The 21,198-nt window shown below is 70.0% G+C and carries 19 protein-coding genes; 3 read left to right on the plus strand and 16 right to left on the minus strand.

The features are described 5' to 3' along the window. Window positions 1-53: 53 nt before the first annotated feature. The 15 genes from ACZ68L_RS04630 to pgsA all read right to left on the minus strand — a co-directional run bounded on the left by ACZ68L_RS04630 (window position 54) and on the right by pgsA (window position 15,494). A complete protein-coding gene (locus ACZ68L_RS04630) occupies window positions 54-2,468 on the minus strand; it encodes a RelA/SpoT family protein (RefSeq protein WP_469574561.1) in 2,415 nt (804 codons plus the stop codon). A 319-nt stretch (window positions 2,469-2,787) separates the two neighbouring features. After that, window positions 2,788-3,342 (minus strand): adenine phosphoribosyltransferase, encoded by a 555-nt coding sequence (locus ACZ68L_RS04635; RefSeq protein ID WP_469574160.1) that lies wholly within the window; start codon window positions 3,340-3,342, stop codon window positions 2,788-2,790. After that, a complete protein-coding gene (gene secF / locus ACZ68L_RS04640; protein WP_469574162.1) occupies window positions 3,339-4,442 on the minus strand; it encodes a protein translocase subunit SecF in 1,104 nt (367 codons plus the stop codon). The genes ACZ68L_RS04635 and secF overlap by 4 nt, the downstream gene beginning before the upstream one ends. A gap of 1 nt (window position 4,443) precedes the next feature. After that, window positions 4,444-6,186, minus strand: a complete 1,743-nt coding sequence (gene secD / locus ACZ68L_RS04645) for a protein translocase subunit SecD (protein WP_469574164.1) — start codon at window positions 6,184-6,186, stop codon at window positions 4,444-4,446. Window positions 6,187-6,332: 146 nt separating this feature from the next. After that, on the minus strand, window positions 6,333-6,827 hold the full coding sequence (gene yajC, locus ACZ68L_RS04650; RefSeq protein ID WP_469574165.1) for a preprotein translocase subunit YajC: 495 nt from the start codon (window positions 6,825-6,827) through the stop codon (window positions 6,333-6,335). Between the two features lie 164 nt (window positions 6,828-6,991). Next, on the minus strand, window positions 6,992-8,065 hold the full coding sequence (gene ruvB / locus ACZ68L_RS04655; protein WP_469574167.1) for a Holliday junction branch migration DNA helicase RuvB: 1,074 nt from the start codon (window positions 8,063-8,065) through the stop codon (window positions 6,992-6,994). Between the two features lie 83 nt (window positions 8,066-8,148). Next, window positions 8,149-8,775 (minus strand): Holliday junction branch migration protein RuvA, encoded by a 627-nt coding sequence (gene ruvA, locus ACZ68L_RS04660; protein ID WP_469574169.1) that lies wholly within the window; start codon window positions 8,773-8,775, stop codon window positions 8,149-8,151. After that, window positions 8,772-9,347: a crossover junction endodeoxyribonuclease RuvC gene (gene ruvC, locus ACZ68L_RS04665; protein WP_469574171.1), complete on the minus strand. Its 576-nt coding sequence runs from the start codon at window positions 9,345-9,347 to the stop codon at window positions 8,772-8,774. Before ruvC ends, ruvA begins: the two co-directional genes overlap by 4 nt. 123 nt (window positions 9,348-9,470) lie before the next feature. Continuing rightward, the gene (locus tag ACZ68L_RS04670; protein WP_351074295.1) at window positions 9,471-10,223 is read right to left on the minus strand and encodes a YebC/PmpR family DNA-binding transcriptional regulator; all 753 of its coding nucleotides are present in this window, start codon (window positions 10,221-10,223) and stop codon (window positions 9,471-9,473) included. Window positions 10,224-10,285: 62 nt separating this feature from the next. After that, the gene (gene pdxT / locus ACZ68L_RS04675) at window positions 10,286-10,879 is read right to left on the minus strand and encodes a pyridoxal 5'-phosphate synthase glutaminase subunit PdxT (RefSeq protein WP_469574173.1); all 594 of its coding nucleotides are present in this window, start codon (window positions 10,877-10,879) and stop codon (window positions 10,286-10,288) included. A gap of 6 nt (window positions 10,880-10,885) precedes the next feature. Beyond that, on the minus strand, window positions 10,886-11,806 hold the full coding sequence (pdxS, locus tag ACZ68L_RS04680) for a pyridoxal 5'-phosphate synthase lyase subunit PdxS (protein WP_093898403.1): 921 nt from the start codon (window positions 11,804-11,806) through the stop codon (window positions 10,886-10,888). 173 nt (window positions 11,807-11,979) lie between these two features. Beyond that, on the minus strand, window positions 11,980-12,477 hold the full coding sequence (locus tag ACZ68L_RS04685; RefSeq protein WP_469574562.1) for a hypothetical protein: 498 nt from the start codon (window positions 12,475-12,477) through the stop codon (window positions 11,980-11,982). A gap of 196 nt (window positions 12,478-12,673) precedes the next feature. Then, a complete protein-coding gene (locus ACZ68L_RS04690; protein WP_469574175.1) occupies window positions 12,674-13,882 on the minus strand; it encodes a glycosyltransferase family 4 protein in 1,209 nt (402 codons plus the stop codon). Further along, entirely contained in the window at window positions 13,879-14,814 is a 936-nt protein-coding gene (locus ACZ68L_RS04695) for a phosphatidylinositol mannoside acyltransferase (RefSeq protein WP_469574176.1), read from the minus strand. Before ACZ68L_RS04695 ends, ACZ68L_RS04690 begins: the two co-directional genes overlap by 4 nt. Continuing rightward, window positions 14,811-15,494, minus strand: a complete 684-nt coding sequence (pgsA, locus tag ACZ68L_RS04700) for a phosphatidylinositol phosphate synthase (protein ID WP_469574177.1) — start codon at window positions 15,492-15,494, stop codon at window positions 14,811-14,813. The genes ACZ68L_RS04695 and pgsA overlap by 4 nt, the downstream gene beginning before the upstream one ends. A gap of 271 nt (window positions 15,495-15,765) precedes the next feature. Here pgsA and ACZ68L_RS04705 point away from each other — a divergent pair, with 271 nt between their 5' ends. Continuing rightward, complete coding sequence (locus ACZ68L_RS04705; RefSeq protein WP_469574179.1) at window positions 15,766-17,991, plus strand: elongation factor G-like protein EF-G2; 2,226 nt, start codon at window positions 15,766-15,768, stop codon at window positions 17,989-17,991. 147 nt (window positions 17,992-18,138) lie between these two features. Beyond that, window positions 18,139-19,809 (plus strand): hypothetical protein, encoded by a 1,671-nt coding sequence (locus tag ACZ68L_RS04710; RefSeq protein WP_469574180.1) that lies wholly within the window; start codon window positions 18,139-18,141, stop codon window positions 19,807-19,809. A 55-nt stretch (window positions 19,810-19,864) separates the two neighbouring features. Here ACZ68L_RS04710 and ACZ68L_RS04715 read toward each other — a convergent pair whose 3' ends face one another. Continuing rightward, the gene (locus ACZ68L_RS04715) at window positions 19,865-20,425 is read right to left on the minus strand and encodes an HIT family protein (protein ID WP_361444032.1); all 561 of its coding nucleotides are present in this window, start codon (window positions 20,423-20,425) and stop codon (window positions 19,865-19,867) included. A 66-nt stretch (window positions 20,426-20,491) separates the two neighbouring features. Here ACZ68L_RS04715 and ACZ68L_RS04720 point away from each other — a divergent pair, with 66 nt between their 5' ends. Further along, window positions 20,492-21,169, plus strand: coding sequence for a potassium channel family protein (locus ACZ68L_RS04720; RefSeq protein ID WP_469574182.1), 678 nt, complete (start codon window positions 20,492-20,494; stop codon window positions 21,167-21,169). The last annotated feature ends 29 nt before the right edge of the window (window positions 21,170-21,198 follow it).

A 21,198-nucleotide genomic window follows, 5' to 3' on the forward strand; every position in this document is an offset into this window, starting at 1 on the left:
TGCCCGGGAGGAGCCAGCGGCCCGAGGGAGCCGGACAGAGCGGAAAGCGCCCGCTACGGCCTGCGCGCCGAGGTCACCCGGTAGACGTCGTAGACGCCCTCCACGCCCCGTACCGCCTTCAGTACGTGCCCGAGGTGTTTCGGGTCTCCCATCTCGAAGGTGAAGCGCGAGGTGGCGACCCGGTCACGGGAGGTCTGTACGGCCGCCGACAGGATGTTGACGTGCTGGTCGGACAGGACGCGGGTGACGTCGGAGAGCAGCCGCGACCGGTCCAGGGCCTCGACCTGGATGGCGACCAGGAAGACCGAGGACTGGGTCGGCGCCCACTCGACGTCCAGGATCCGCTCCGGCTGCTGCGACAGGGAGTCGACGTTGACGCAGTCGGCCCGGTGCACGGAGACGCCGCTGCCGCGGGTGACGAAGCCGATGATCGGGTCGCCGGGTACGGGCGTGCAGCAGCGCGCGAGCTTGACCCAGACATCCTCGACGCCCTTGACGACGACACCCGGATCGGCGTTGGAGCGGCGCTTGTTGCGGCTGCGCGAGGGCGGCGAGCTCTCCGCGATGTCCTCGTTGGCGGCGTCCTCGCCGCCGAGCGCCTGCACCAGCTTCTGCACGACCCCGGCGGCGGCCACGTGGCCCTCGCCGATCGCCGCGTACAGGGAGGAGATGTCGGGGTAGCGCATCTCGTGGGCGAGGGTGACCAGGGAGTCGCCGGTCAGGATGCGCTGGATCGGCAGGTTCTGCTTGCGCATGGCACGCGCGATGGCGTCCTTGCCCTGCTCGATCGCCTCGTCGCGGCGCTCCTTGGAGAACCAGGCGCGGATCTTGTTGCGGGCGCGGGGCGACTTGACGAAGCCCAGCCAGTCGCGGGACGGCCCGGCGCCGGCCGCCTTGGAGGTGAAGACCTCCACCAGGTCGCCGTTGTCGAGGGTCGATTCGAGCGGCACGAGCCGCCCGTTGACCCGTGCCCCTATGGTCCGGTGGCCGACCTCCGTGTGCACGGCGTACGCGAAGTCGACCGGTGTCGCACCCGCCGGGAGCGCTATGACGTCGCCCTTGGGCGTGAAGACGAAGACCTCGTTGCGGGAAAGGTCGAAGCGCAGGGACTCCAGGAACTCACTGGGGTCCTCGGTCTCCTTCTGCCAGTCCAGGAGCTGGCGCAGCCACGCCATGTCGTTGACGGTGTCCTGGCCCCGTCCGGTGTTCTTGGGCACGTCGGTGCGCACCTTGGAGGCGCCCGCGACGGCCTCCTGCTTGTACTTCCAGTGCGCGGCGATGCCGTACTCGGCGCGACGGTGCATGTCGAAGGTGCGGATCTGCAGCTCGACGGGCTTGCCGCTGGGACCGATCACCGTGGTGTGCAGCGACTGGTACATGTTGAACTTGGGCATCGCGATGTAGTCCTTGAACCGGCCGGGGACCGGATTCCATCGCGCGTGGACGGTGCCGAGCGCCGCGTAGCAGTCGCGGACGGTGTCGACAAGGACCCGGATGCCCACCAGGTCGTAGATCTCGGCGAAGTCCCGGCCCCGCACGATCATCTTCTGATAGACGCTGTAGTAGTGCTTCGGCCTGCCGGTGACGGTGGCCTTGATCCGGGCGGCGCGCAGATCGGCCTGGACCTCGTCGGTCACTATGGCGAGGTACTCGTCGCGCTTGGGGGCCCGCTCGGCGACCAGGCGGACGATCTCGTCGTACATCTTGGGGTAGAGGATCGCGAAGGCGAGGTCCTCCAGCTCCCACTTGATGGTGTTCATGCCCAGGCGGTGTGCCAGCGGGGCATAGATCTCAAGCGTCTCGCGGGCCTTCTTCTCCTGCTTCTCCCGCTTGAGGTAGCGCATGGTGCGCATGTTGTGCAGCCGGTCGGCGAGCTTGATGACGAGGACCCTGGGGTCCTTGGCCATGGCGACGACCATCTTGCGTACGGTCTCGGCCTGTGCCGCCTCGCCGAACTTGACCTTGTCCAGCTTGGTCACGCCGTCGACGAGCAGCGCGACCTGGTCGCCGAAGTCGCGGCGCAGGGTGTCCAGGCCGTACTCGGTGTCCTCGACGGTGTCGTGCAGCAGTCCCGCCATCAGCGTCGCCGGGTCCATGCCGAGCTCGGCGAGGATCGTGGTGACGGCGAGCGGATGCGTGATGTACGGGTCGCCGCTCTTGCGCTTCTGCCCGCGGTGCCAGCGCTCGGCGACCTGGTAGGCGCGCTCGATCTGGCGCAGCGTGGCGGTCTCGATCTTGGCGTCGTTGCTCCGGACGATGCGCAGCAACGGTTCGAGGACCGGGTTGTACGGGCTGGAGCGCTGCACGCCCAGGCGGGCGAGCCTGGCCCTGACCCGGTTGGAGGAGCCGCCCGAACGGGTCGCGGGAGCGGCCGGGGTCACCGGCTTCGCCGGGGGCTTCGGGGCGGACGCGGCCGGGGAGGCGGGGGCGACCGGCGGCTGGGCGGGGGAAGCGGGCGCCGGGCGCAGCGTCGCGGCACCGGCCCGCTCCGGGCCCGTGCCGGGTTCGGGGGCCGGGGGCTTCGGCTTCTGTGCGGGCTGCTTCTTCCCAGGCGTGGCTGGGGCCGCCGCGTGCTTGTCGGGCTGCGGGGCGGCGACTGGCTGGGCCTCGTCTGGCAAGAGCGCTCCTCATGCGGATCCGGGTACCCGGAAAGGCCATCGTATCGATCCTGCGGCCGGACCTCCCCCGGGGACCGTGGGACCCCTGACAACGCGGAACGGGCACCCGGTTGTTCCCGGGTGCCCGTACTTCGCTCATGAGCCGTTGCCACCTGCGGTCGGCTGCTGCTCAGACCGTGATCAGAACCTCCAGCGGCGCGCCGCGCAGACCCTGCTCCAGACGGGCCCGCCCGTCCAGGAAACCGAGCTCCATGAGGACCGCGACGCCCGCCACCTCGGCTCCGGCCCGCCGGATCAGCTCCAGCGAGGCCTCGGCGGTGCCACCCGTGGCGAGGATGTCGTCGATGACCATGATCCGGTCGTCGGCGGACAGGTCCTCCGCGTGGATCTCGATCTCGGCGGTGCCGTACTCCAGCTCGTACGCCTGGCTGAGCGTGGCTCCCGGCAGCTTCCCCGCCTTGCGGACGGGTACGAAGCCGATCCCGGCCCGGACCGCGACCGGGGCGGCCAGGATGAAGCCGCGCGCCTCAAGGCCGACGATCTTCGTGGCGCCGTGCCGTACGCACAGCTCCGCGAGGGTGTCGGTGAGGGCCGTGAACGCCGCCGGGTCCGCGAGCAGCGGGGTGATGTCCTTGAACATCACGCCCGGCTTCGGATAGTCCGGCACATCGCGGATCCGGCTGAGCAGGAGCTCGCGGGTGGTTCCGGTGGTGCTGCTGGTCATCGACGCTTCCCCGGGGTCCGGCCGTGGCCCCTGGGGGGCTGCTGGCGCTGGCCGACGACCGCGGCGGCGGGTGCGGCGTCCACCGGGAAGCCGTCGTCCGGCCCGTCTTCCTCGGCGGACTCGCCCTTGGCGGCGGCCGCCGCGCGCTTGGCGAGGATCCGCTTCTTCAGGGCCTTCATCTGCGGGTCGCGTTCCTTGAGGTCGGCGACGAGCGGCGTGGCGATGAAGATCGAGGAGTACGCACCGGCGGCGAGGCCGACGAAGAGCGCCAGGGAGATGTCGTTCAGCATGCCGGCACCGAGGACACCGCCACCGATGAACAGCAGACCGGCGACCGGCAGCAACGCCACGACGGTGGTGTTGATGGAGCGGACCAGCGTGCCGTTGATGGAGCGGTTGGCGATCTCGCTGTACGTCCACCGGGTCTGCTTGGTGATCCCCTGCGTGCCCTCCTTGAGGCTGTCGAAGACGACGACCGTGTCGTAGAGGGAGTAACCGAGGATGGTCAGCAGACCGATCACGGTGCCCGGGGTGACCTCGAAGCCGACGAGGGCGTAGACCCCGACCGTGATGGTGATGTCGTGGATCAGCGCGACCAGGGCCGCGATGGCCATGCGCCACTCGAAGGCGATGGCCAGGTAGATCACGACCAGGACCATGAAGATGCCGAGGCCGGTCCAGGCCTTGTTGGCGATCTGCTCACCCCAACTGGGGCCGACCAGGTCGGCGGCGATCTTCTCCGTCGGGACGTCGAGGTCCTTGGAGAGCTGGTCCTTGATCTGGTCGGACTTCGCGGTGTCGACCTCGGTGATCTGGATGCGCAGACCGCCGTTGCCGAGCTTCTGGACGATTGCCTGGTGTCCGGAGGCCTCCGTCGCCAGATTCTCCGCGTCGGTGACGCCCACGCTCGTCCTCGGCGTGGTGAAGACCGCGCCGCCCTTGAACTCGATGCCCATGTTCAGGCCGCTGACCGCCAGGCCGACGATGGCCGTGATGGTGATCAGGATCGAGATCCCGTACCAGATCTTGCGATTGCCGATGAAGTCGTAGCCGACCTCGCCTCGGTAGAGACGGGCGCCGAGAGTGCCGAGTCGCGACATCTCACGCCTCCTTCGGGTCAGTGGGGGCGTTGACACGGCGCGAGCGGCGCAGCGGCGGCTTGGCGCCGAGCCGCTTCGGATCCAGTCCGGACCACGGGTGGCCACTGGAGAAGAACTTCGTACGGGCCATCAGCGTCATGACGGGCTTGGTGAACAGGAAGACCACGACCACGTCGAGCAGGGTGGTGAGACCCAGCGTGAACGCGAAGCCCTGGACCTTGCCGACGGTGACCACGAAGAGCACCGCGGCGGCGAGGAACGACACGAAGTCGGAGACCAGGATGGTGCGTCGGGCACGCGGCCAGGCACGCTCGACGGCCGGGCGGAGTGTACGTCCCTCGCGGATCTCGTCGCGGATCCTTTCGAAGTACACGATGAAGGAGTCCGCGGTGATACCGATGGCCACGATGGCGCCGCAGACCGCCGGGAGGTTCAGCGCGAAGCCGATGGCCGGGCCGAGCAGCGACATGATCGTGTAGGTCAGGATGCCGGAGGCCAGCAGGCTCAGGAGCGCGATGAACGCCAGTCCGCGGTAGTACGCCACCAGGTAGATGATGACCAGAGCCAGACCGATGGCACCGGCGATCAGGCCGGCCTGGAGCTGCTCGCCACCGAGCGCGGCGGTGACCGTGGTGACGCTCTGCTCCTTGAACGAGAGCGGGAGCGCACCGTAGGAGAGCACGTTGGCCAGGTCCTCGGCGGACTGCTGGGTGAAGCTGCCGGAGATCTCGGCACTGCCGCTGAGGGCCGTGCGCACGTAAGGAGCCGAGACGACCTCGCCGTCCAGCGCGATGGCGAACTGGTTCTGCGGGGACGGCTGCGCGGAGAGCTTCTTCGTGATCGTCTGGAATTCCTTGGAGCCCTTCTTGGTGAACTCCATGTTGACGATCCACATGCCGCGCTGCTGGTCGAAGCCGGCCTTGGCGTTGTTGACCTCGGTGCCGGACACCTCGGCCGGGCCGAGAACGTACTTGGCGTCGCCCTCGGAGCTGCACGCGACGACCGTGTCGGTGGGCTTGGCGCCCTGTGCGGCCTTCGACCGGGAGGCCTTGCTGGAGCAGTCGAGGTCCGCGAACTGCTTCTGCAGCTTGGCGGCGGCCGCCGATTCCGCGGCAGAGGGAGCGGACGCGGAGGGCGCGGGCGTCGTGCCGGCGGAACCGCTCGCCTTGGGGTCCGGCGTGGAGTCGGCCTTGAGACCGTCGGTGACCGCGCGGCCCTGGGTCGTGGCGTCCGGGCTCGGCGTCGTCTTCCCCTTGTCCCCCGCCGAGGCGCTCTGGCTCGCGGACGGGTCGGGCTTGCCCGACGACGAGGCGCTGGGCGCCGGGGCGGGCGTGCCCTGGGCGACGGTCAGCACCGGCCGGAAGTAGAGCTTGGCGGTGGTACCGACCTGCTCACGGGCCTGGGCGGAGTTCGTGCCCTTGGGGATGTTGACGATGATGTTGCGATCGCCCTGCGTCTGGACCTCGGCCTCGGAGACGCCCAGACCATTGACACGGCGTTCCATGATCTGGACCGCCGTGTCCATGTTGGTCTTGTTGATCGCCGATTCCTGGCCCGGCTCGCTCTTCGCCTCAAGCGTGATGGACGTGCCGCCCGCCAGGTCGATGCCCAGTCGTGGCGTCGGCTGATCGGCCAGGAACATCCCGCCGGTGAGCGCGACCATGGCGATCAGGATCAGAGCCAGGGAACGCCCCGGCCTGCCCTGACCGCCGGCCGGCCCTCGGCCCTTCTTCGGTGCTGCCACCTTCTCGTTTCTCCCTGTCCAACCGCCCCGCGCCGGGTACGCGCCCGAGCGGCCACGAAGTGTAGTGGGGACCCGCCCCCGCAGAAGATCGCACGGTCCGGGGAGTGCCGGACGCCGGTGGGCTCACGGCATCCCCGGGTCGTGGGTTACTTCGCGTCGGCCTCGCCGTCGGTCTTGCCCTCGGACTTCTTGTCGGACTTGTCGGACCCGGCGTCCGTCGGCTCGGCGTCTTCGGCCTCGGCCTTCTTGCCCAGGTCGATCTTGGCATCGTCCGAGGTGTCCTCGTCGTCGCCGGCCTCGGTCAGCGAGGAGGCGTCGTCCGGCACGACGGTGCCGTCGAGGTCGAGGGCGTCCTCGCCGTCGCCGTGGACGATGCGGTTGTACTCGGCATCGTCGAGGACGGCGCCGATGGCGTTCTTGGCGTAAATGGCGTGGACGCCGGGCGCGATCTCAAGGAGGACCGTGTCGTCGTGAAGCTCCTTGACGGTGGCGTACATGCCCCCGATCGTCCGGACGCCGGTGCCGGGCTGCATCTCATTGCGCATCTGGGCAGCGGCCGCCTGCTTCTTCTTGGCGGACCGCGTCATCAGGAACATGGCCCCGATGAGCACGATGAAGGGGAGGAGAGTCACGGGATTCACGGGACGAGTTTCCTTCGCACGACCGCGCTGGAAGGCGGCCTGATCTACGGGGGTGGGTACACCGACCTTTAAGGGCGGCATCGGCGGAGTCTAAGCGAGTCCGCATCGATGGAACAACGCCCGGCGACGCCCGGTCGTTCCTGTATGGGTGAACCTGTGACGCATCACGCCCCGAACAGACCCTGTTGTCCCTTTCCGCCGTGCTGCGGAGGCACGAGACCGAGATGGGCCCAGGCCGCGGGTGTCGCGACACGCCCGCGCGGCGTCCTGGCCAGCAGCCCTTCGCGCACCAGGAAGGGCTCCGCGACCTCCTCCACGGTTTCGCGCTCCTCCCCCACGGCGACCGCGAGGGTGGACAGCCCGACGGGACCGCCGCCGAAGAGCTTGAGCAGGGCGCCGAGCACCGCACGGTCCAGCCGGTCGAGGCCGCGGGCGTCCACCTCGTACACCCCGAGCGCCGCGGCGGCGACGGCGCGATCGATCCGTCCGTCGGCCTTGACCTGGGCGTAGTCCCGGACGCGGCGCAGCAGCCGGTTGGCGATACGGGGGGTGCCGCGGGAGCGTCCGGCGATCTCGGCGGCGCCGTCCGTGTCTATCGCCACGTCGAGGAGGCGCGCGGAGCGGTGGATGACGCGTTCCAGCTCAGTGGGGGCGTAGAACTCCATGTGCCCGGTGAAGCCGAACCGGTCGCGCAGCGGCGGCGGCAGCAGTCCGGCCCGGGTGGTGGCTCCGACCAGGGTGAAGGGGGGCAGTTCCAGCGGGATGGCGGTGGCTCCGGGGCCCTTGCCGACGACGACGTCGACCCGGAAGTCCTCCATCGCCATGTAGAGCATCTCCTCGGCCGGCCGCGACATGCGGTGGATCTCGTCGAGGAAGAAGACTTCACCCTCTTGGAGGGAGGAGAGGATCGCGGCGAGATCACCCGCGTGCTGGATCGCGGGGCCCGAGGTGATCCGGATCGGCGCGCCCATCTCGGCCGCGATGATCATGGAAAGGGTGGTCTTGCCGAGGCCGGGCGCGCCGGAGAGCAGGACATGGTCGGCGGTGGCGCCGCGGGCCCTGGCCGCCTTGAGGACCAGGTCGAGCTGTTCGCGCACCTTCTCCTGGCCGACGAATTCGTCGAGGTCCTTCGGCCGCAGTGCCGCTTCGACCGCGGTGTCCTCGCCGTCCGCGCCGGCGGCGACGACGCGCTCGTCGAATCGCTCGTCGGTGTCGGGTCCGGTCTCGTCCCAGTTCATTCAGTCTGTCCCGCCTCGGGTGTTTCGGTGCCGCGCGGTGCCCGGCCCGGCGTCGGGGTGTCCCCGGATGTGCCGCGCTCGGGTCAGCGCGCGCGGTTGAGGGTCTGCAGCGCGGCACGCAGCAGTTGCGGCACGGGCGCCTGTCCGTGCTCGGCCAGGGCCGCCTCGGCCTGCGGGGCGACAGCGGCGACCGCTTCGTCGGCCTCGCGGGTGGCGTAGCCGAGACCGATCAGGGCGGCCTGCAGCTGATCGCGCCAGGAGGAGGTGACGGCGGTGCCGATGCCCTGCTGACCGATGTGGGCGCCGATGGGCTCGCCGAGTCTGTCCTTCAGTTCGAGGAGGAGTTTCTGCGCACCCTTCTTGCCGATGCCGGAGACGGCGGTGAGCGCCTTCTCGTCGCCGGTGGCGACCGCGATCCGCAGGGCGTCCGGGCTGTGCGTGGCGAGCATGGCCTGGGCGAGCCGGGGGCCGACCCCGCTGGCGGTCTGGAGCAGTTCGAAGACCTGCCGCTCGTCGTCGGCGGCAAAGCCGTACAGGGTCAGCGAGTCCTCCCGCACGACAAGGGAGGTGGCGAGCCTGGCCTCCTGACCGATCCGGAGGCCGGCCAGGGTGTTCGGTGTGCACTGGACGGCCATGCCGATGCCGCCGACCTCGATCACGGCCGTGGTCGGGGCGATTGCAGCGACTGGGCCGCTGACGAAGGCGATCATCGGGGGACCTTCCGGACGGGGACTGCGGGTGAACGGGGAACACGAGCGGTGCGGGCCGCGGCGGCGGCCGCCGCGTGCGCCTGCTGGAGGCGGTTGACGGCGGGGGCTCGCCAGATGTGGCAGATGGCGAGCGCGAGGGCGTCGGCCGCGTCGGCGGGTTTCGGCGGGGCGTCGAGTCTCAGCAGCCGGGTGACCATCGCGCCAACCTGTGCCTTGTCCGCGCGGCCGCTGCCGGTGACGGCCGCCTTGACCTCGCTGGGGGTGTGCAGGGCGACCGGTATGCCACGCCGGGACGCGCAGAGCATGGCGACCGCGCTGGCCTGGGCGGTACCCATCACCGTACGGACGTTGTGCTGGCTGAACACCCGCTCCACGGCGACGAATTCGGGCCGGTGCTCGTCGAGCCATTCCTCGATGCCGCGTTCGATGGCGACCAGCCGGTGGCCGAGTTCCGCATCGGCCGGAGTCCGGACGACACCAACGCCGAGCATCGTCAGGGGCCGGCCGGCGACGCCTTCGACGACGCCGACACCGCACCGGGTCAGCCCCGGGTCCACACCGAGTACCCGCATGGACGCCCCCTCCGTACCGATCGGTCACCTGTTCCCGCAGGCTATCGGCTCGCACTGACAATGCGACGGGCCGACGGGGTGTGTCCCCGTCGGCCCGTCCGCGAAGGCTGTGCTGAGCGTGGCTCAGGCGTCGACCTTCTCCATGACCTCGTCCGAGACATCGAAGTTGGCGAAGACGTTCTGGACGTCGTCGCTGTCCTCCAGCGCGTCGATCAGCTTGAAAATCTTGCGCGCGCCCTCCTCGTCCAGCTCGACCTGCATGGTGGGCAGGAAGTTGGCCTCGGCCGAGTCGTAGTCGATGCCGGCCTGCTGGAGCGCGGTGCGGACCGCGACCATGTCGGTGGCCTCGCTGACGACCTCGTAGCTCTCACCGAGGTCGTTGACCTCCTCGGCGCCCGCGTCGAGAACGGCGCCCAGGACGTCGTCCTCGGTCAGCTCGCCCTTGGGGACGATCACGACGCCCTTGCGGTTGAAGAGGTACGAGACCGAACCGGGGTCGGCCATCGAACCGCCGTTGCGGGTCATGGCGACACGCACGTCGGACGCGGCACGGTTGCGGTTGTCGGTGAGGCACTCGATGAGCACCGCGACGCCGTTCGGGCCGTAACCCTCGTACATGATCGTCTGGTAATCGACGCCGCCCGCTTCGAGGCCACCGCCGCGCTTGACCGCGGAATCGATGTTCTTGTTCGGAACGGAGCTCTTCTTCGCCTTCTGGATTGCGTCGACGAGGGTCGGATTCCCATCGGGGTCCACGCCTCCGGTACGGGCCGCGACTTCGATGTTCTTGATCAGCTTCGCGAAGAGCTTGCCGCGCTTGGCATCGATCACGGCCTTCTTGTGCTTCGTCGTAGCCCATTTAGAGTGGCCGGACATCTGCCTTCTCCTTCGCGTCACCAAAAATCGATCCGAACCCGGGAGATCCTACCGGGATCGAGTCAGCCGACTGCGCGCACCATGTCCACGAACAACGCGTGAACCCTGTGGTCCCCGGTCAGTTCCGGATGGAAGGACGTCGCCAGGGCGTTTCCCTGACGTACGGCGACGATGTGGCCACCGTGCTCGGCCACCACCTCGGCCCGGGCGCCGACCGACTCCACCCACGGAGCCCGGATGAAGACGCCTTCCACCGGGCCGCCCTCGACACCGGCGACCTCCACGGCCGCCTCGAAGGACTCGTTCTGCCGTCCGAAGGCGTTGCGGCGCACGATCATGTCGATCCCGCCGACCGTCTCCTGGCCCGAGCGCGGGTCGAGGATCTTGTCGGCGAGCAGAATCATTCCGGCGCAGGTGCCGTAGACCGGCATTCCGTCCCGTACCCGCTCGCGCAGCGGTTCCAGCATGCCGAACAGGGACGCCAGCTTGGACATCGTGGTGGACTCGCCACCGGGAATGACCAGGCCGTCGACCTCGGCGAGTTCCTCGGGACGCCGGACCGGCCTGGCCAGGGCGTCCGCCGAGGCCAGGGCGATCAGGTGTTCCCGTACGTCGCCCTGGAGAGCCAGGACTCCGATCACAGGGGTATCGCTCATCAGTGCTTACCAGCCACGGTTGGCGTAGCGCTCGGCCTCGGGCAGCGTGTCGCAGTTGATGCCGACCATGGCCTCGCCCAGGTTCCGGGAGGCGTCCGCGATGATCTTCGGGTCGTCGTAGAAGGTGGTGGCCTTGACGATGGCGGCGGCGCGCTTGGCCGGGTCGCCGGACTTGAAGATGCCGGATCCGACGAAGACGCCCTCGGCACCGAGCTGGCGCATCAGCGCGGCGTCGGCGGGGGTGGCGACGCCGCCCGCGGAGAACAGCACGACGGGCAGCTTGCCGAGCTCGGCGACCTCCTTGACCAGCTCGTACGGGGCGCGGAGCTCCTTGGCGGCGGCGTACAGCTCGTTGTTGTCGTAGCCGCGCAGCCGGGCGATCTCGTTCTTGATCTGGCGCAGGTGACGGACGGCCTCGACGACGTTTCCGGTGCCGGCCTCACCCTTCGAGCGGATCATGGCCGCGCCCTCGGCGATACGGCGCAGGGCCTCACCCAGGTTGGTGGCGCCGCAGACGAACGGGGTGGTGAAGGCGAACTTGTCGCTGTGGTTGACCTCGTCGGCCGGGGTGAGCACCTCGGACTCGTCGATGTAGTCGACACCGAGGGACTGCAGGACCTGGGCCTCGACGAAGTGACCGATGCGCGACTTCGCCATCACGGGGATCGAGACGGCCTCGATGATCTCCTCGATCATGTTCGGGTCGGACATCCGGGCCACGCCGCCGTCCTTGCGGATGTCGGCCGGCACCCGCTCCAGGGCCATGACGGCCACGGCGCCCGCGTCCTCGGCGATCTTCGCCTGCTCGGCATTGACGACGTCCATGATCACGCCGCCCTTGAGCTGCTCGGCCATGCCGCGCTTGACGCGGGCGGTGCCGGTGGCCGGGGAATCGGCGGACTGCGGGGTGGTGGGAAGCGTGGACACGGATCGACCTCACTCGGAGAAAAAGTCGCTGAAAGCGCTGATTGGTGCAGTGCTGAGCAAACTCTCCGGGACCAGTCCACAGCAAGGGCCAATGGAAGGCCGGTGGATCGTTTTGAACGTGTACGGGATGGCTTGTGAGCCCGGTCATGTACGGGGCGGGGCGAGCCGCCGGGTCAGCTGACGGGGCGGTCCGCGAGGGCGACCGGTGGTTCGTCGTCCATCTCGAAGGCGAGCGGGAAGGGCGCGTGCCCGGCCAACCGCAACCACCGCACTGTGCGGTGCCGCCGCAGCGCACGAGCCGCCCGCACCGCGTCGTTGTGGAACCGCCGGGCCATCGGGACCCGGCGCACGGCGGCGGCGAGTTCAAAGGCCGCCTCCTCGCCGCCGGGAATCTCCTTCACGGTCTCCACCTGGGCCGGCTCGCCGAAGACCGCCCGCAGCGCGGTGCTCAACTCGCTCTCCGCGACCTCGCGGTGTTCCTCCTCCGCCTGCCGGGCGGCGTGCGCGGCCTCGTACAGGACGATGGACGCGGCCGGGTCGAGGACACCCGAGGTGGCGAGTTCCTGGGTGACCGAGGCGCGGCGCAGGAGTTGGGCGTCGAGGGCGGCACGGGCGGCGTCGATGCGGGTGTGCAGGCGGTCCAGCCGTCCGGCGGTCCAGCTGAGGTACATACCGATCGCGACCACCGCGACGGCGATCCAGATGAGGGTTTCGATCACGGGCGGCAAGGCTACCGTCGGCCCGCGGACGGTGTGACCGTCCCACCGACGGCGCGGATGCGGCGCGGGCGAACGGGCGTCGCCGCCGGACGCCCCGGCCCCCGCGGCACCAGGGCACGCGAACCCGGCGTGATCCGGGCGGAAGACCCTAGTCCCGCGCCAGCCCGAAGCGCGCCCGCAGGCCCGTGCGCTCGTCGGCCGCCACCGATGCCGCTCCGTCCGTCACCGTCTCGTACACGGCGAGGATGTCCGCCCCGACCGTCGACCAGTCGAAGCGCCGCACGTGCGCCGCGCCCCGCTCACGCAGCTCGGCACGCCGCTCCGGGTCGCCGAGCAGCCGGATCGCCGCCGCCGCCAGCGCGTCGGCGTCCTCGTTGGCGAAGAGTTCGCCCGCCGAGCCCAGGTCCAGGACCTGCGCGAACGCGTCCAGATCGCTCGCGAGAACCGGCGCGCCGGCCGACATCGCCTCGACCAGGATGATGCCGAAGCTTTCGCCGCCCGTGTTGGGCGCGACGTACAGATCGACGCTGCGCAGCAGCCGTGCCTTGTCCTCGTCGCTCACCATGCCGAGGAATTCGACGCGTCCTCGCATCTCCTCGGGCAGCGAGGCGACAGCCTCCTCCTCGTCGCCGCGGCCCGCCACCAGCAGCCGGGTGTCCGGGCGTGCGCCGAGGATCGCGGGCAGCGCCCTCATCAGGACGGGCAGGCCCTTGCGGGGCTCGTCGATGCGCCCGATGAAGCCGATCGTGCCGCCCTCCCGTCCCCCGCCGGCGCCCTCAACCGGGCCTCGCGCCCCCTTCGACTGCCACTCGGCCTTGGGTTCGGCCGCGGCGAAGAAGCCGACGTCGACCCCGTTCGGGATGACGACCGCGTCGCCGCCCAGGTGCTCGACCAGGGTCCGGCGCGCGTACTCGCTCACCGCGATGCGGGCGCTGATCTTCTCCAGCGCGGGCTGCAGGATCGGGTACGCGGCGATCATGGCCCGGGAGCGCGGGTTGGAGGTGTGGAAGGTGGCGACGATCGGTCCCTGCGCGGCCCAGCAGGCGAGCAGGCCCAGCGACGGTGAGGTCGGCTCATGGATGTGGATCACGTCGAAGGTGCCGTCGTGCAGCCAGCGGCGCACCCGGGCGGCCGAGAGGAAGCCGAAGTTCAGCCGGGCCACGGAGCCGTTGTACGGGACGGGCACGGCCCGGCCGGCCGAGACCACGTACGGCGGCAGCGGCGTCTCGTCGTCGGCCGGCGCCAGCACCGACACCTGATGTCCCAGACGGATCAGGTGTTCGGCCAGGTCCCGGATGTGGAACTGCACACCGCCCGGGACGTCCCAGGAGTACGGACACACGATACCGATCTTCACGGCCGGTCCTCCCGGTTCTCCAGGTCGGCCGACCAGAGCCGCTGCAGCATGTGCCAGTCCTCCGGATGCTCGGCGATCCCGACGGCGAAGGCATCGGCCAGCGCCTGTGTCATCGAGGACGTCGTCTCCGCACGACTGCCTGACTCCGGCACCTCGACCGGCGGATGGATGCGCGCCTTCATGACGGGGGTGTCGTCATAACTGAGTGTAACCGGCAGGAGCAGGGCCCCGGTCTGCTGGGCCAAGAGCGCCGGTCCGGCGGGCATGCGCGCGGTGTCGCCGAAGAACGTCACCTCGACGCCGGACGCCGACAGATCGCGGTCGGCGACGAGACAGACCAGGCCGCCCGCGCGCAGCCGCCGCGCCAGGGTGCCGAAGGCCGCGCCGCCGCTGTGCGGCAGGACCTCCATGCCGAGCCCCTCGCGGTAGGCCACGAACCGGTCGTACAGCGTCTCGGGCTTGAGCCGCTCCGCGACCGTGGTGAAGGGCACCTTGAGGTCGGTGGTGACCCAGGCTCCCGCGAGGTCCCAGTTCCCCAGGTGCGGGAGGGCGAGGATGACGCCGCGGCCCGCGCCCAGCCCGTCGGTCAGCCGGTACGCGTCCGTCACGTCTATGGACGCCTTGATCCGTTCCGGACTCCAGGTGGGCAGTCGGAACGACTCCATCCAGTAGCGCATGTACGAGCGCATCCCGGCCTTGGAGAGAGCGGCGAGCCGGGCCGGGGAGGCCCCGGGCACCACCCGCGCCAGATTCGACTCCAGCCGCAGCACGCCCTTGCCCCGGCGCTTCCACGCCTGGTCGGCGAGGGTGCGGAAGAGAGCGCGGGCGGCCGGTTCGGGGAGCTTCTTCACGGCGGCCCAGCCGAGCCCGTACAGCCCGTCGGTCAGCCGGTCCCGCAGGCCGGCTCGCGCCTCGCCCGGTGCGCCGCTCACTGCGCGGCCCCGCTCCCCCGGTCCGCAGCGGCGGCCTTGGCCGCATCGGCCGCATCGGCCTCGGCGGACTCGCGGCGCACGGTCACGACCCGCTGCACGAGCGTCACCAGGCTGCCCGCGGCGACGATCCACAGCGCGATCGGCAGCAGGATCTGGATCCCCGGGACACCGAACTTGTGGAGACCGGCGAGTCCGGCCGCGACCAGCGAGATCACCAGCCGCTCGGCGCGCTCCACGAGTCCGTTGACCGCGACCGGCAGCCCGATCGACTCGCCGCGCGCCTTCGTGTACGAGACCACCTGGCCGCTCGCCAGACAGAAGATCGCGACCGCGCACAGCACGTTGTCGTCGCCCTTGCCCGCGTACCAGAGCGCGAACCCGCCGAAGATCGCCCCGTCGGCGACCCGGTCCAGGGTCGAGTCCAGGAACGCGCCCCAACGGCTGGAGATGCCGGCCTGCCGGGCCATGTTGCCGTCGACGAGGTCGGAGAACACGAAGATCGTGATGACGATCGTGCCCCAGAAGAACTCTCCCATCGGGAAGAAGACCAGCGCACCTGCCATCACCCCGGCCGTACCGATCAGAGTGACCGCATCAGGGCTTACGCCGAGACGGAGCAACAGTGCGGCGAACGGTGTGAGGACACGCGTGAAAAATGCACGCGCGTACTTGTTCAGCATGGCCTTCCCGAGGGTCGGTGGGCCGAGCGGCCCCTTCGGCCACCGGCTGGCCCATCGTAGTCACGCCCGCCGCACTCCACCGTCCGGGCACCCGGCCTCGCGCGGCGGGGCACGACGTATGGACGCAATCCGGCCCGAGTGGAAAGCTCGAATTACCGCGGGCGTCGCCGTAGCCGCCGCGGCGGCTCCTCGTGCCCGAGTATGAGCACCTTCTCCCCCATCGCGCCGGTTCTTCTTCCCGCTCCGCGCCACTCACTGGGAGGCACGCATCATGGGCGACAGGACACACGCACACACCGGGGCCGCCGGCAGGGCAGCGACGGCCGACCGGCCCTCATCCGTACGGAATGTGGTGCTGGTCGGCCACAGCGGCTCCGGCAAGACCACCCTCGTCGAGGCCCTCGCACTGACCGCCGGGGCGGTCAACCGGGCCGGCCGCGTCGAGGACGGCGCCACGGTCTCCGACTACGACGAGATCGAGCACCGCCAGCAGCGTTCCGTACAGCTCTCCCTGGTGCCCGTCGAATGGGGCGGGTACAAGATCAATCTGCTGGACACCCCCGGATACGCCGATTTCGTCGGGGAGCTCAGGGCCGGTCTGCGGGCGGCGGACGCGGCCCTGTTCGTCGTGTCCGCCGCCCAGGAGGCCGACGCCGTGGCGGGCGCCACCCGCGCCGTGTGGGAGGAGTGCGCCGCCGTGGGCATGCCCCGGGCGATCGTCGTCACCCACCTCGACACGGCGCGCACCTCGTTCGACGGGATGACCCGGGTCTGCGGAGAGATCTTCGGCGGCGACGACCCCGACGCCGTACTCCCGCTCCATCTCCCCGTCCTCGGCCCCGAGGGCCCCGACGGGCACGCGCCGCTCACCGGGCTCACCGGGCTGCTCACCCAGCGGATCTTCGACTACTCCTCGGGCGAGCGACGGGAGAACCCGCCCGCCGACGCCCAGCAGCCCCGGCTCCAGGAGGCCCGCAACCGGCTCATCGAGGGAATCATCGCGGAGAGCGAGGACGAGACCCTGATGGACCGCTACCTCGACGGGGCACGGATCGACATCGACACACTCGTCGACGATCTGGAACGCGCCGTCGCCCGCGGCGCCTTCCACCCCGTGCTCACCGCGGCCCCCGCCGCCGAAGGCGCCCGCCAGGGCATCGGCACGGTCGAGCTGCTGGACCTGATCACCGGCGGCTTCCCCACCCCGCTGGAGCGTCCGCTGCCCGAGGTCACCCCCCTGCACGGGGCCCCTCGGCCCGTCCTGACCTGCGACCCGCGGGGCCCGCTGGTCGCCGAGGTCGTCAAGACCGCCTCCGACCCGTATGTCGGCCGGCTCTCGCTCGTCCGCGTCTTCTCCGGCTCCCTGCGTCCCGACGAAACCGTCCGCGTGTTCGGGCACGGCCTGACCGCCCCCGGCCACGAGCCCCGTCCCTTCCACGAGGCGGAGATCCGCGTCGGCGCGCTCTCCTCCCCCTTCGGCAAGCAGCAGCGTCCCCTCACGGCCTGCATCGCCGGAGATCTGGCCTGCGTCGCCAAACTGGGCGACGCCGAGACCGGGGACACCCTCTCCGACAAGGACCGGCCGCTGCTGATGGACCCCTGGACGGCACCCGACCCGCTGCTGCCGCTCGCCATCGAGGCACACAGCAAGGCCGACGAGGACAAGCTCTCCCAGGGACTCGCCCGGCTCGTCGCCGAGGACCCGACCATGCGCCTCGAACAGAACCAGGACACCCATCAGGTGGTTCTGTGGTGCCTCGGCGAGGCACATCAGGACGTGGCCCTGGACCGGCTGCGCAGCCACTACGGCGTCCAGGTCGACGCCGTACCCCACAAGGTGTCGCTCCGCGAGACCTTCGCCGCCCCCTCGACCGGGCGCGGCCGGCACGTGAAACAGTCCGGCGGCCACGGCCAGTACGCCATCTGCGAAATCGACGTGGAACCGCTGCCACCGGGTTCGGGCATCGAATTCGTCGACAAGGTGGTCGGCGGGGCGGTGCCGCGCCAGTTCATCCCCTCCGTCGAGAAGGGCGTGCGCGCCCAGGCCGCCCGCGGGGTGGCGGCGGGACATCCGCTCGTCGACGTACGCGTCACCCTGCGGGACGGGAAGTCCCACTCGGTGGATTCCTCCGACGCCGCGTTCCAGACAGCGGGCGCGCTGGCCCTGCGCGAAGCGGCCGCGGACACCCGTATCCAGCTCCTCGAACCCGTCGCCGAGGTCCAGGTCCTGGTCCCGGACGACTTCGTCGGGCCGGTGATGAGCGATCTGTCGGGGCGGCGCGGCAGGGTGATCGGGACCGAGCAGTCCGGCCCCGATCGCACCCTCGTGCGGGCCGAGGTGCCCGAACTGGAGATCGGCAGGTACGCGATCGACCTGCGCTCCCTGTCCCATGGCGCCGGCCGGTTCGACCGGGCGTACGCCCGGCATGAGGCCATGCCTCCACAGCTCGCGGAACGCATCCGCGAACAGCAGCAAAACAACCCGAACGACGCGTAATCGACTGTGCCGCCCGTCCTTGTCCACAAGGGCGGGCGCCGTATTGATCCGGACGATACGCTGTGGTCCCAGCTCAGAAGGTGTGCCGGGCACGGCAGTTGGGAAACAGCCGCAGGAGCAGATGCTTGGCGGCGAGTGGGGGCGACAGTGGCCAACGACGGATTCGATTTCTCTCCAGGAGCACAGATCCCGCTCCAGGGCTCGGGCGGACAGGCGGTGGCGACGAGCGCCCTCGCCTCGGCCGCGTACCGCGACAGCCCGGTGGAGCAGATCCTTGACGCCAACAGCGAGTGGCACAAGTCCGAAGTGAAGACGGGCCGTTCCACATTCCTGAAGTCCGACTACTTCAAGCCCAATCTCGGTGAGGCGTTCTCCCGTGCCGTCCAGGAGCGGATGCTGGGCGGCGCCCGGAAGGCACTCGTCCAGTCCTTCGGGACCGACCCGCGGACGGTCGTCGAGCACTGTCTGTCCGCGACCCGCCTCCGCAAGGCACGCGATACCAGACTGACCGCCGTCACCGCTCTGTTCGGCTTTCTCTTCCTGCCCGGAATGCTCCTGTGGGTCATCACCTTTCGGCTGCGCGACGGGCTCAGCGGCACCAAGGACAAGGCCCTCGCCGCCCTGGGCAACGCCCTGCTCCCGGTTGTCGGCATCGTGGCCCTGTTCTTCCTGGTCAAGCTGCCGCTCACCGGATTCCTGGCGCTCTACGCACGGGCGATGATCGTCGCCCCCGTCGTCGGCTGGCTGCTCGCCAAGCGGATCGCCGAGTCCTCCGCCAAGGACATGCGCGCCCGCTGGGAAGGACTGCTCTCCGGCGGCGGCGTCATCGCCAAGATCCCCGAGGCCGTCCCCAAGAACCCGAACGAGACCGCCCGCGAGGCACTGCGCCAGGGGCTGGAGAAGCTCTCCGCCGAACAGCAGTCCAACTCGGTCTTCTACGCGGGCCCCAAGGGAATCCTCGGCATGGGCACCCGCTGGGGCAGCTGGCAGCTCGCCGAGGAGCTCGTCTCCAAGGAGCCAGGCAAGGAATTCCACCAGTTCCGCAGCTGGGATCTGATACGGGCCATCCACGACCAGCTCAAGGTGCTGGAGCGCGGCCCGCTGAACACCGGAGGATTCCCCACTCCGTCGGTCACCCACTGGATCGTGTCACCCGTCGGTGAGAACGCCGACTCGATCTCCCGCCCCGACGGCGAGGACGTCGCCACCTTCCAGGTCAAGCCGCACGAGATACAGCGGATCTGCAACCATCAGCAGTTCGGCGGCGGCGACCGGCACTACCTGGGCGTCCAGTTCACCCTCTGGGACGGTCAGTTGGTCATCACCATGATGATCACGGTCACCGTGCTCTACGAAACCCTGCGCATCGAGGTCACCGGACACGCGCTCGGACCGGTCCACTCGCTCTTCACCAGCAAGCCGTCGGCGAAGACGAAGACGGTCAACAAGACCGTCCGGTTCTGGGAGACCCGCGACATCACCCTCGCGCTGGTCGAGCCCCGCGAGGTCGTCCGCCTCGCCCTGCGCGCCCCGTTCACCTGGTATCCGCCGCTCCTCGACTATCTGGGCGGCAAGATCGCCCTGCCCGAGCCGTTCGGCCTGCGCCACGCCTGGGCCGAGAAGCCGTGGCGCCACCGCTTCATGGCCGATGACGCGATGCGCGCCGCCACCCCCGTCCTGCGCGCCGTGCACACCGCCGCCCTGCGCGTCCTGGAGGAGAACGGCGTCGACACCGAACGCTTCGACAACCGCTCGATGATTCTGAGCGGTGCCGTACAGGACCCGACCCCGCGCAAGGCCGACCTGTACGACGCCTAAGCACTGTGGGCGCCCCGGCACGAGCGGGGTGCCCACACGGAAGCGAGAACTCGGATCAGGCCGCGGGCCAGGCGTCGGCCAGCATCGTGCGCGTATCGGCGAGCAGCTGCGGCAGCACCTTCGTATGCCCGATCACCGGCATGAAGTTGGTGTCGCCACCCCAGCGCGGCACCAGGTGCTGGTGCAGGTGCGCGGCGATACCGGCTCCCGCGGAAGCACCCTGGTTCAGCCCGATGTTGAACCCGTGCGCGCCCGACGCCGCCCGCAGGGCCACCATCGCCCGCTTGGTGAAATCGGCCAGTTCCATGGTCTCCGGACCGTCCAGCTCCGTGTAGTCGGCGACATGCCGGTACGGCACCACCATCAGATGCCCGCCGTTGTACGGATACAGGTTCAGCACGGCGTACACCTTCTCGCCGCGCGCGACGACAAGCCCGTCCTCGTCCGATTTCGACGGGATCGCACAGAACGGACAGCCGTCGCCGGCCTCCGGACCGGTCGGCTTGTTCTCGCCCTGGATATACGCCATCCGGTGGGGCGTCCACAGGCGCTGGAACGCGTCGGGCGTCCCCACTCCGATCTGCTGTTCCGGCTCACTCGTCATGCCGATCAGCATATTGCTTCAGCCCTGGGCAGCGTGTCGCCGGGGCCGCACCCGTCGGGGCCCGGAGATGCTGAGGCGATGAGCGACCAGCCCGCGGAATCCGTCCCTCTTCGCTTCAGGCGCTGGGAGCAGCGCACGGAATTGCCGCTCTTCGGCGCCTCGCTGCTCTTCCTGCTCGGGTACGCGGTCCGCGTGCTGGCTCCCCACGACGCGGAGCCCTGGCGCGGCCTCGCCCTCGCCCTGGTCTGCGCCACCTGGCTGCTGTTCGCCGCGGACTACGTCGTACGACTCCGCCTCAGCGGGCTCGGTCACCGTTTCTTCCGGGCGCACTGGCTGGACACGCTGGTCCTGCTGCTTCCCCTGCTGCGGCCGCTGCGCCTGATCCGGGTCTACACCGCGGTCCAGCGCCGCAGGGAACAGCCGCGGCTGAGCCTGTACGCCCGCGTGATCGCCTACGCGAGTGCGAGCGCTCTGCTGCTCGGCTTCTCCGCCGCACTCGCCGTGTACCACCAGGAGCACCTGGCACAGGGTGCCTCGATCCTCACCTTCGGTGACGCGGCGTGGTGGGCGTGCGAGACGCTCACGACGGTGGGGTACGGGGACACGGTGCCGGTCACACCGGGCGGCCGCGTCGTCGCGGCGTGCCTGATGGCCTGTGGGCTGGGGCTGCTGGGGGCGGTGACCGGTTCGTTCTCGTCGTGGCTGTTGCACGTGTTCAGACGGGAGGACGAGAAGCGGCCCCCGGAGGGCGGGTAGCTCTCCGGGGGCCGCTCGGTCCGTGCCGT

It is taken from the genome of Streptomyces sp. NPDC104309 (assembly GCF_055584025.1).

Coding starts and splice junctions, on each gene's coding strand:
- ACZ68L_RS04685 (WP_469574562.1), bottom strand. CDS start 12,477: ATGTACCTCAGCTGGACCGCCGGACGGCTGGACCGCCTGCACACCCGC.
- ACZ68L_RS04670 (WP_351074295.1), bottom strand. CDS start 10,223: ATGTCCGGCCACTCTAAATGGGCTACGACGAAGCACAAGAAGGCCGTG.
- pdxT (WP_469574173.1), bottom strand. CDS start 10,879: ATGAGCGATACCCCTGTGATCGGAGTCCTGGCTCTCCAGGGCGACGTA.
- ACZ68L_RS04635 (WP_469574160.1), bottom strand. CDS start 3,342: ATGACCAGCAGCACCACCGGAACCACCCGCGAGCTCCTGCTCAGCCGG.
- secF (WP_469574162.1), bottom strand. CDS start 4,442: ATGTCGCGACTCGGCACTCTCGGCGCCCGTCTCTACCGAGGCGAGGTC.
- ruvA (WP_469574169.1), bottom strand. CDS start 8,775: ATGATCGCCTTCGTCAGCGGCCCAGTCGCTGCAATCGCCCCGACCACG.
- ACZ68L_RS04715 (WP_361444032.1), bottom strand. CDS start 20,425: ATGCTGATCGGCATGACGAGTGAGCCGGAACAGCAGATCGGAGTGGGG.
- ACZ68L_RS04705 (WP_469574179.1), top strand. CDS start 15,766: ATGGGCGACAGGACACACGCACACACCGGGGCCGCCGGCAGGGCAGCG.
- ACZ68L_RS04720 (WP_469574182.1), top strand. CDS start 20,492: ATGAGCGACCAGCCCGCGGAATCCGTCCCTCTTCGCTTCAGGCGCTGG.
- ruvB (WP_469574167.1), bottom strand. CDS start 8,065: ATGAACTGGGACGAGACCGGACCCGACACCGACGAGCGATTCGACGAG.
- pgsA (WP_469574177.1), bottom strand. CDS start 15,494: ATGCTGAACAAGTACGCGCGTGCATTTTTCACGCGTGTCCTCACACCG.
- ruvC (WP_469574171.1), bottom strand. CDS start 9,347: ATGCGGGTACTCGGTGTGGACCCGGGGCTGACCCGGTGCGGTGTCGGC.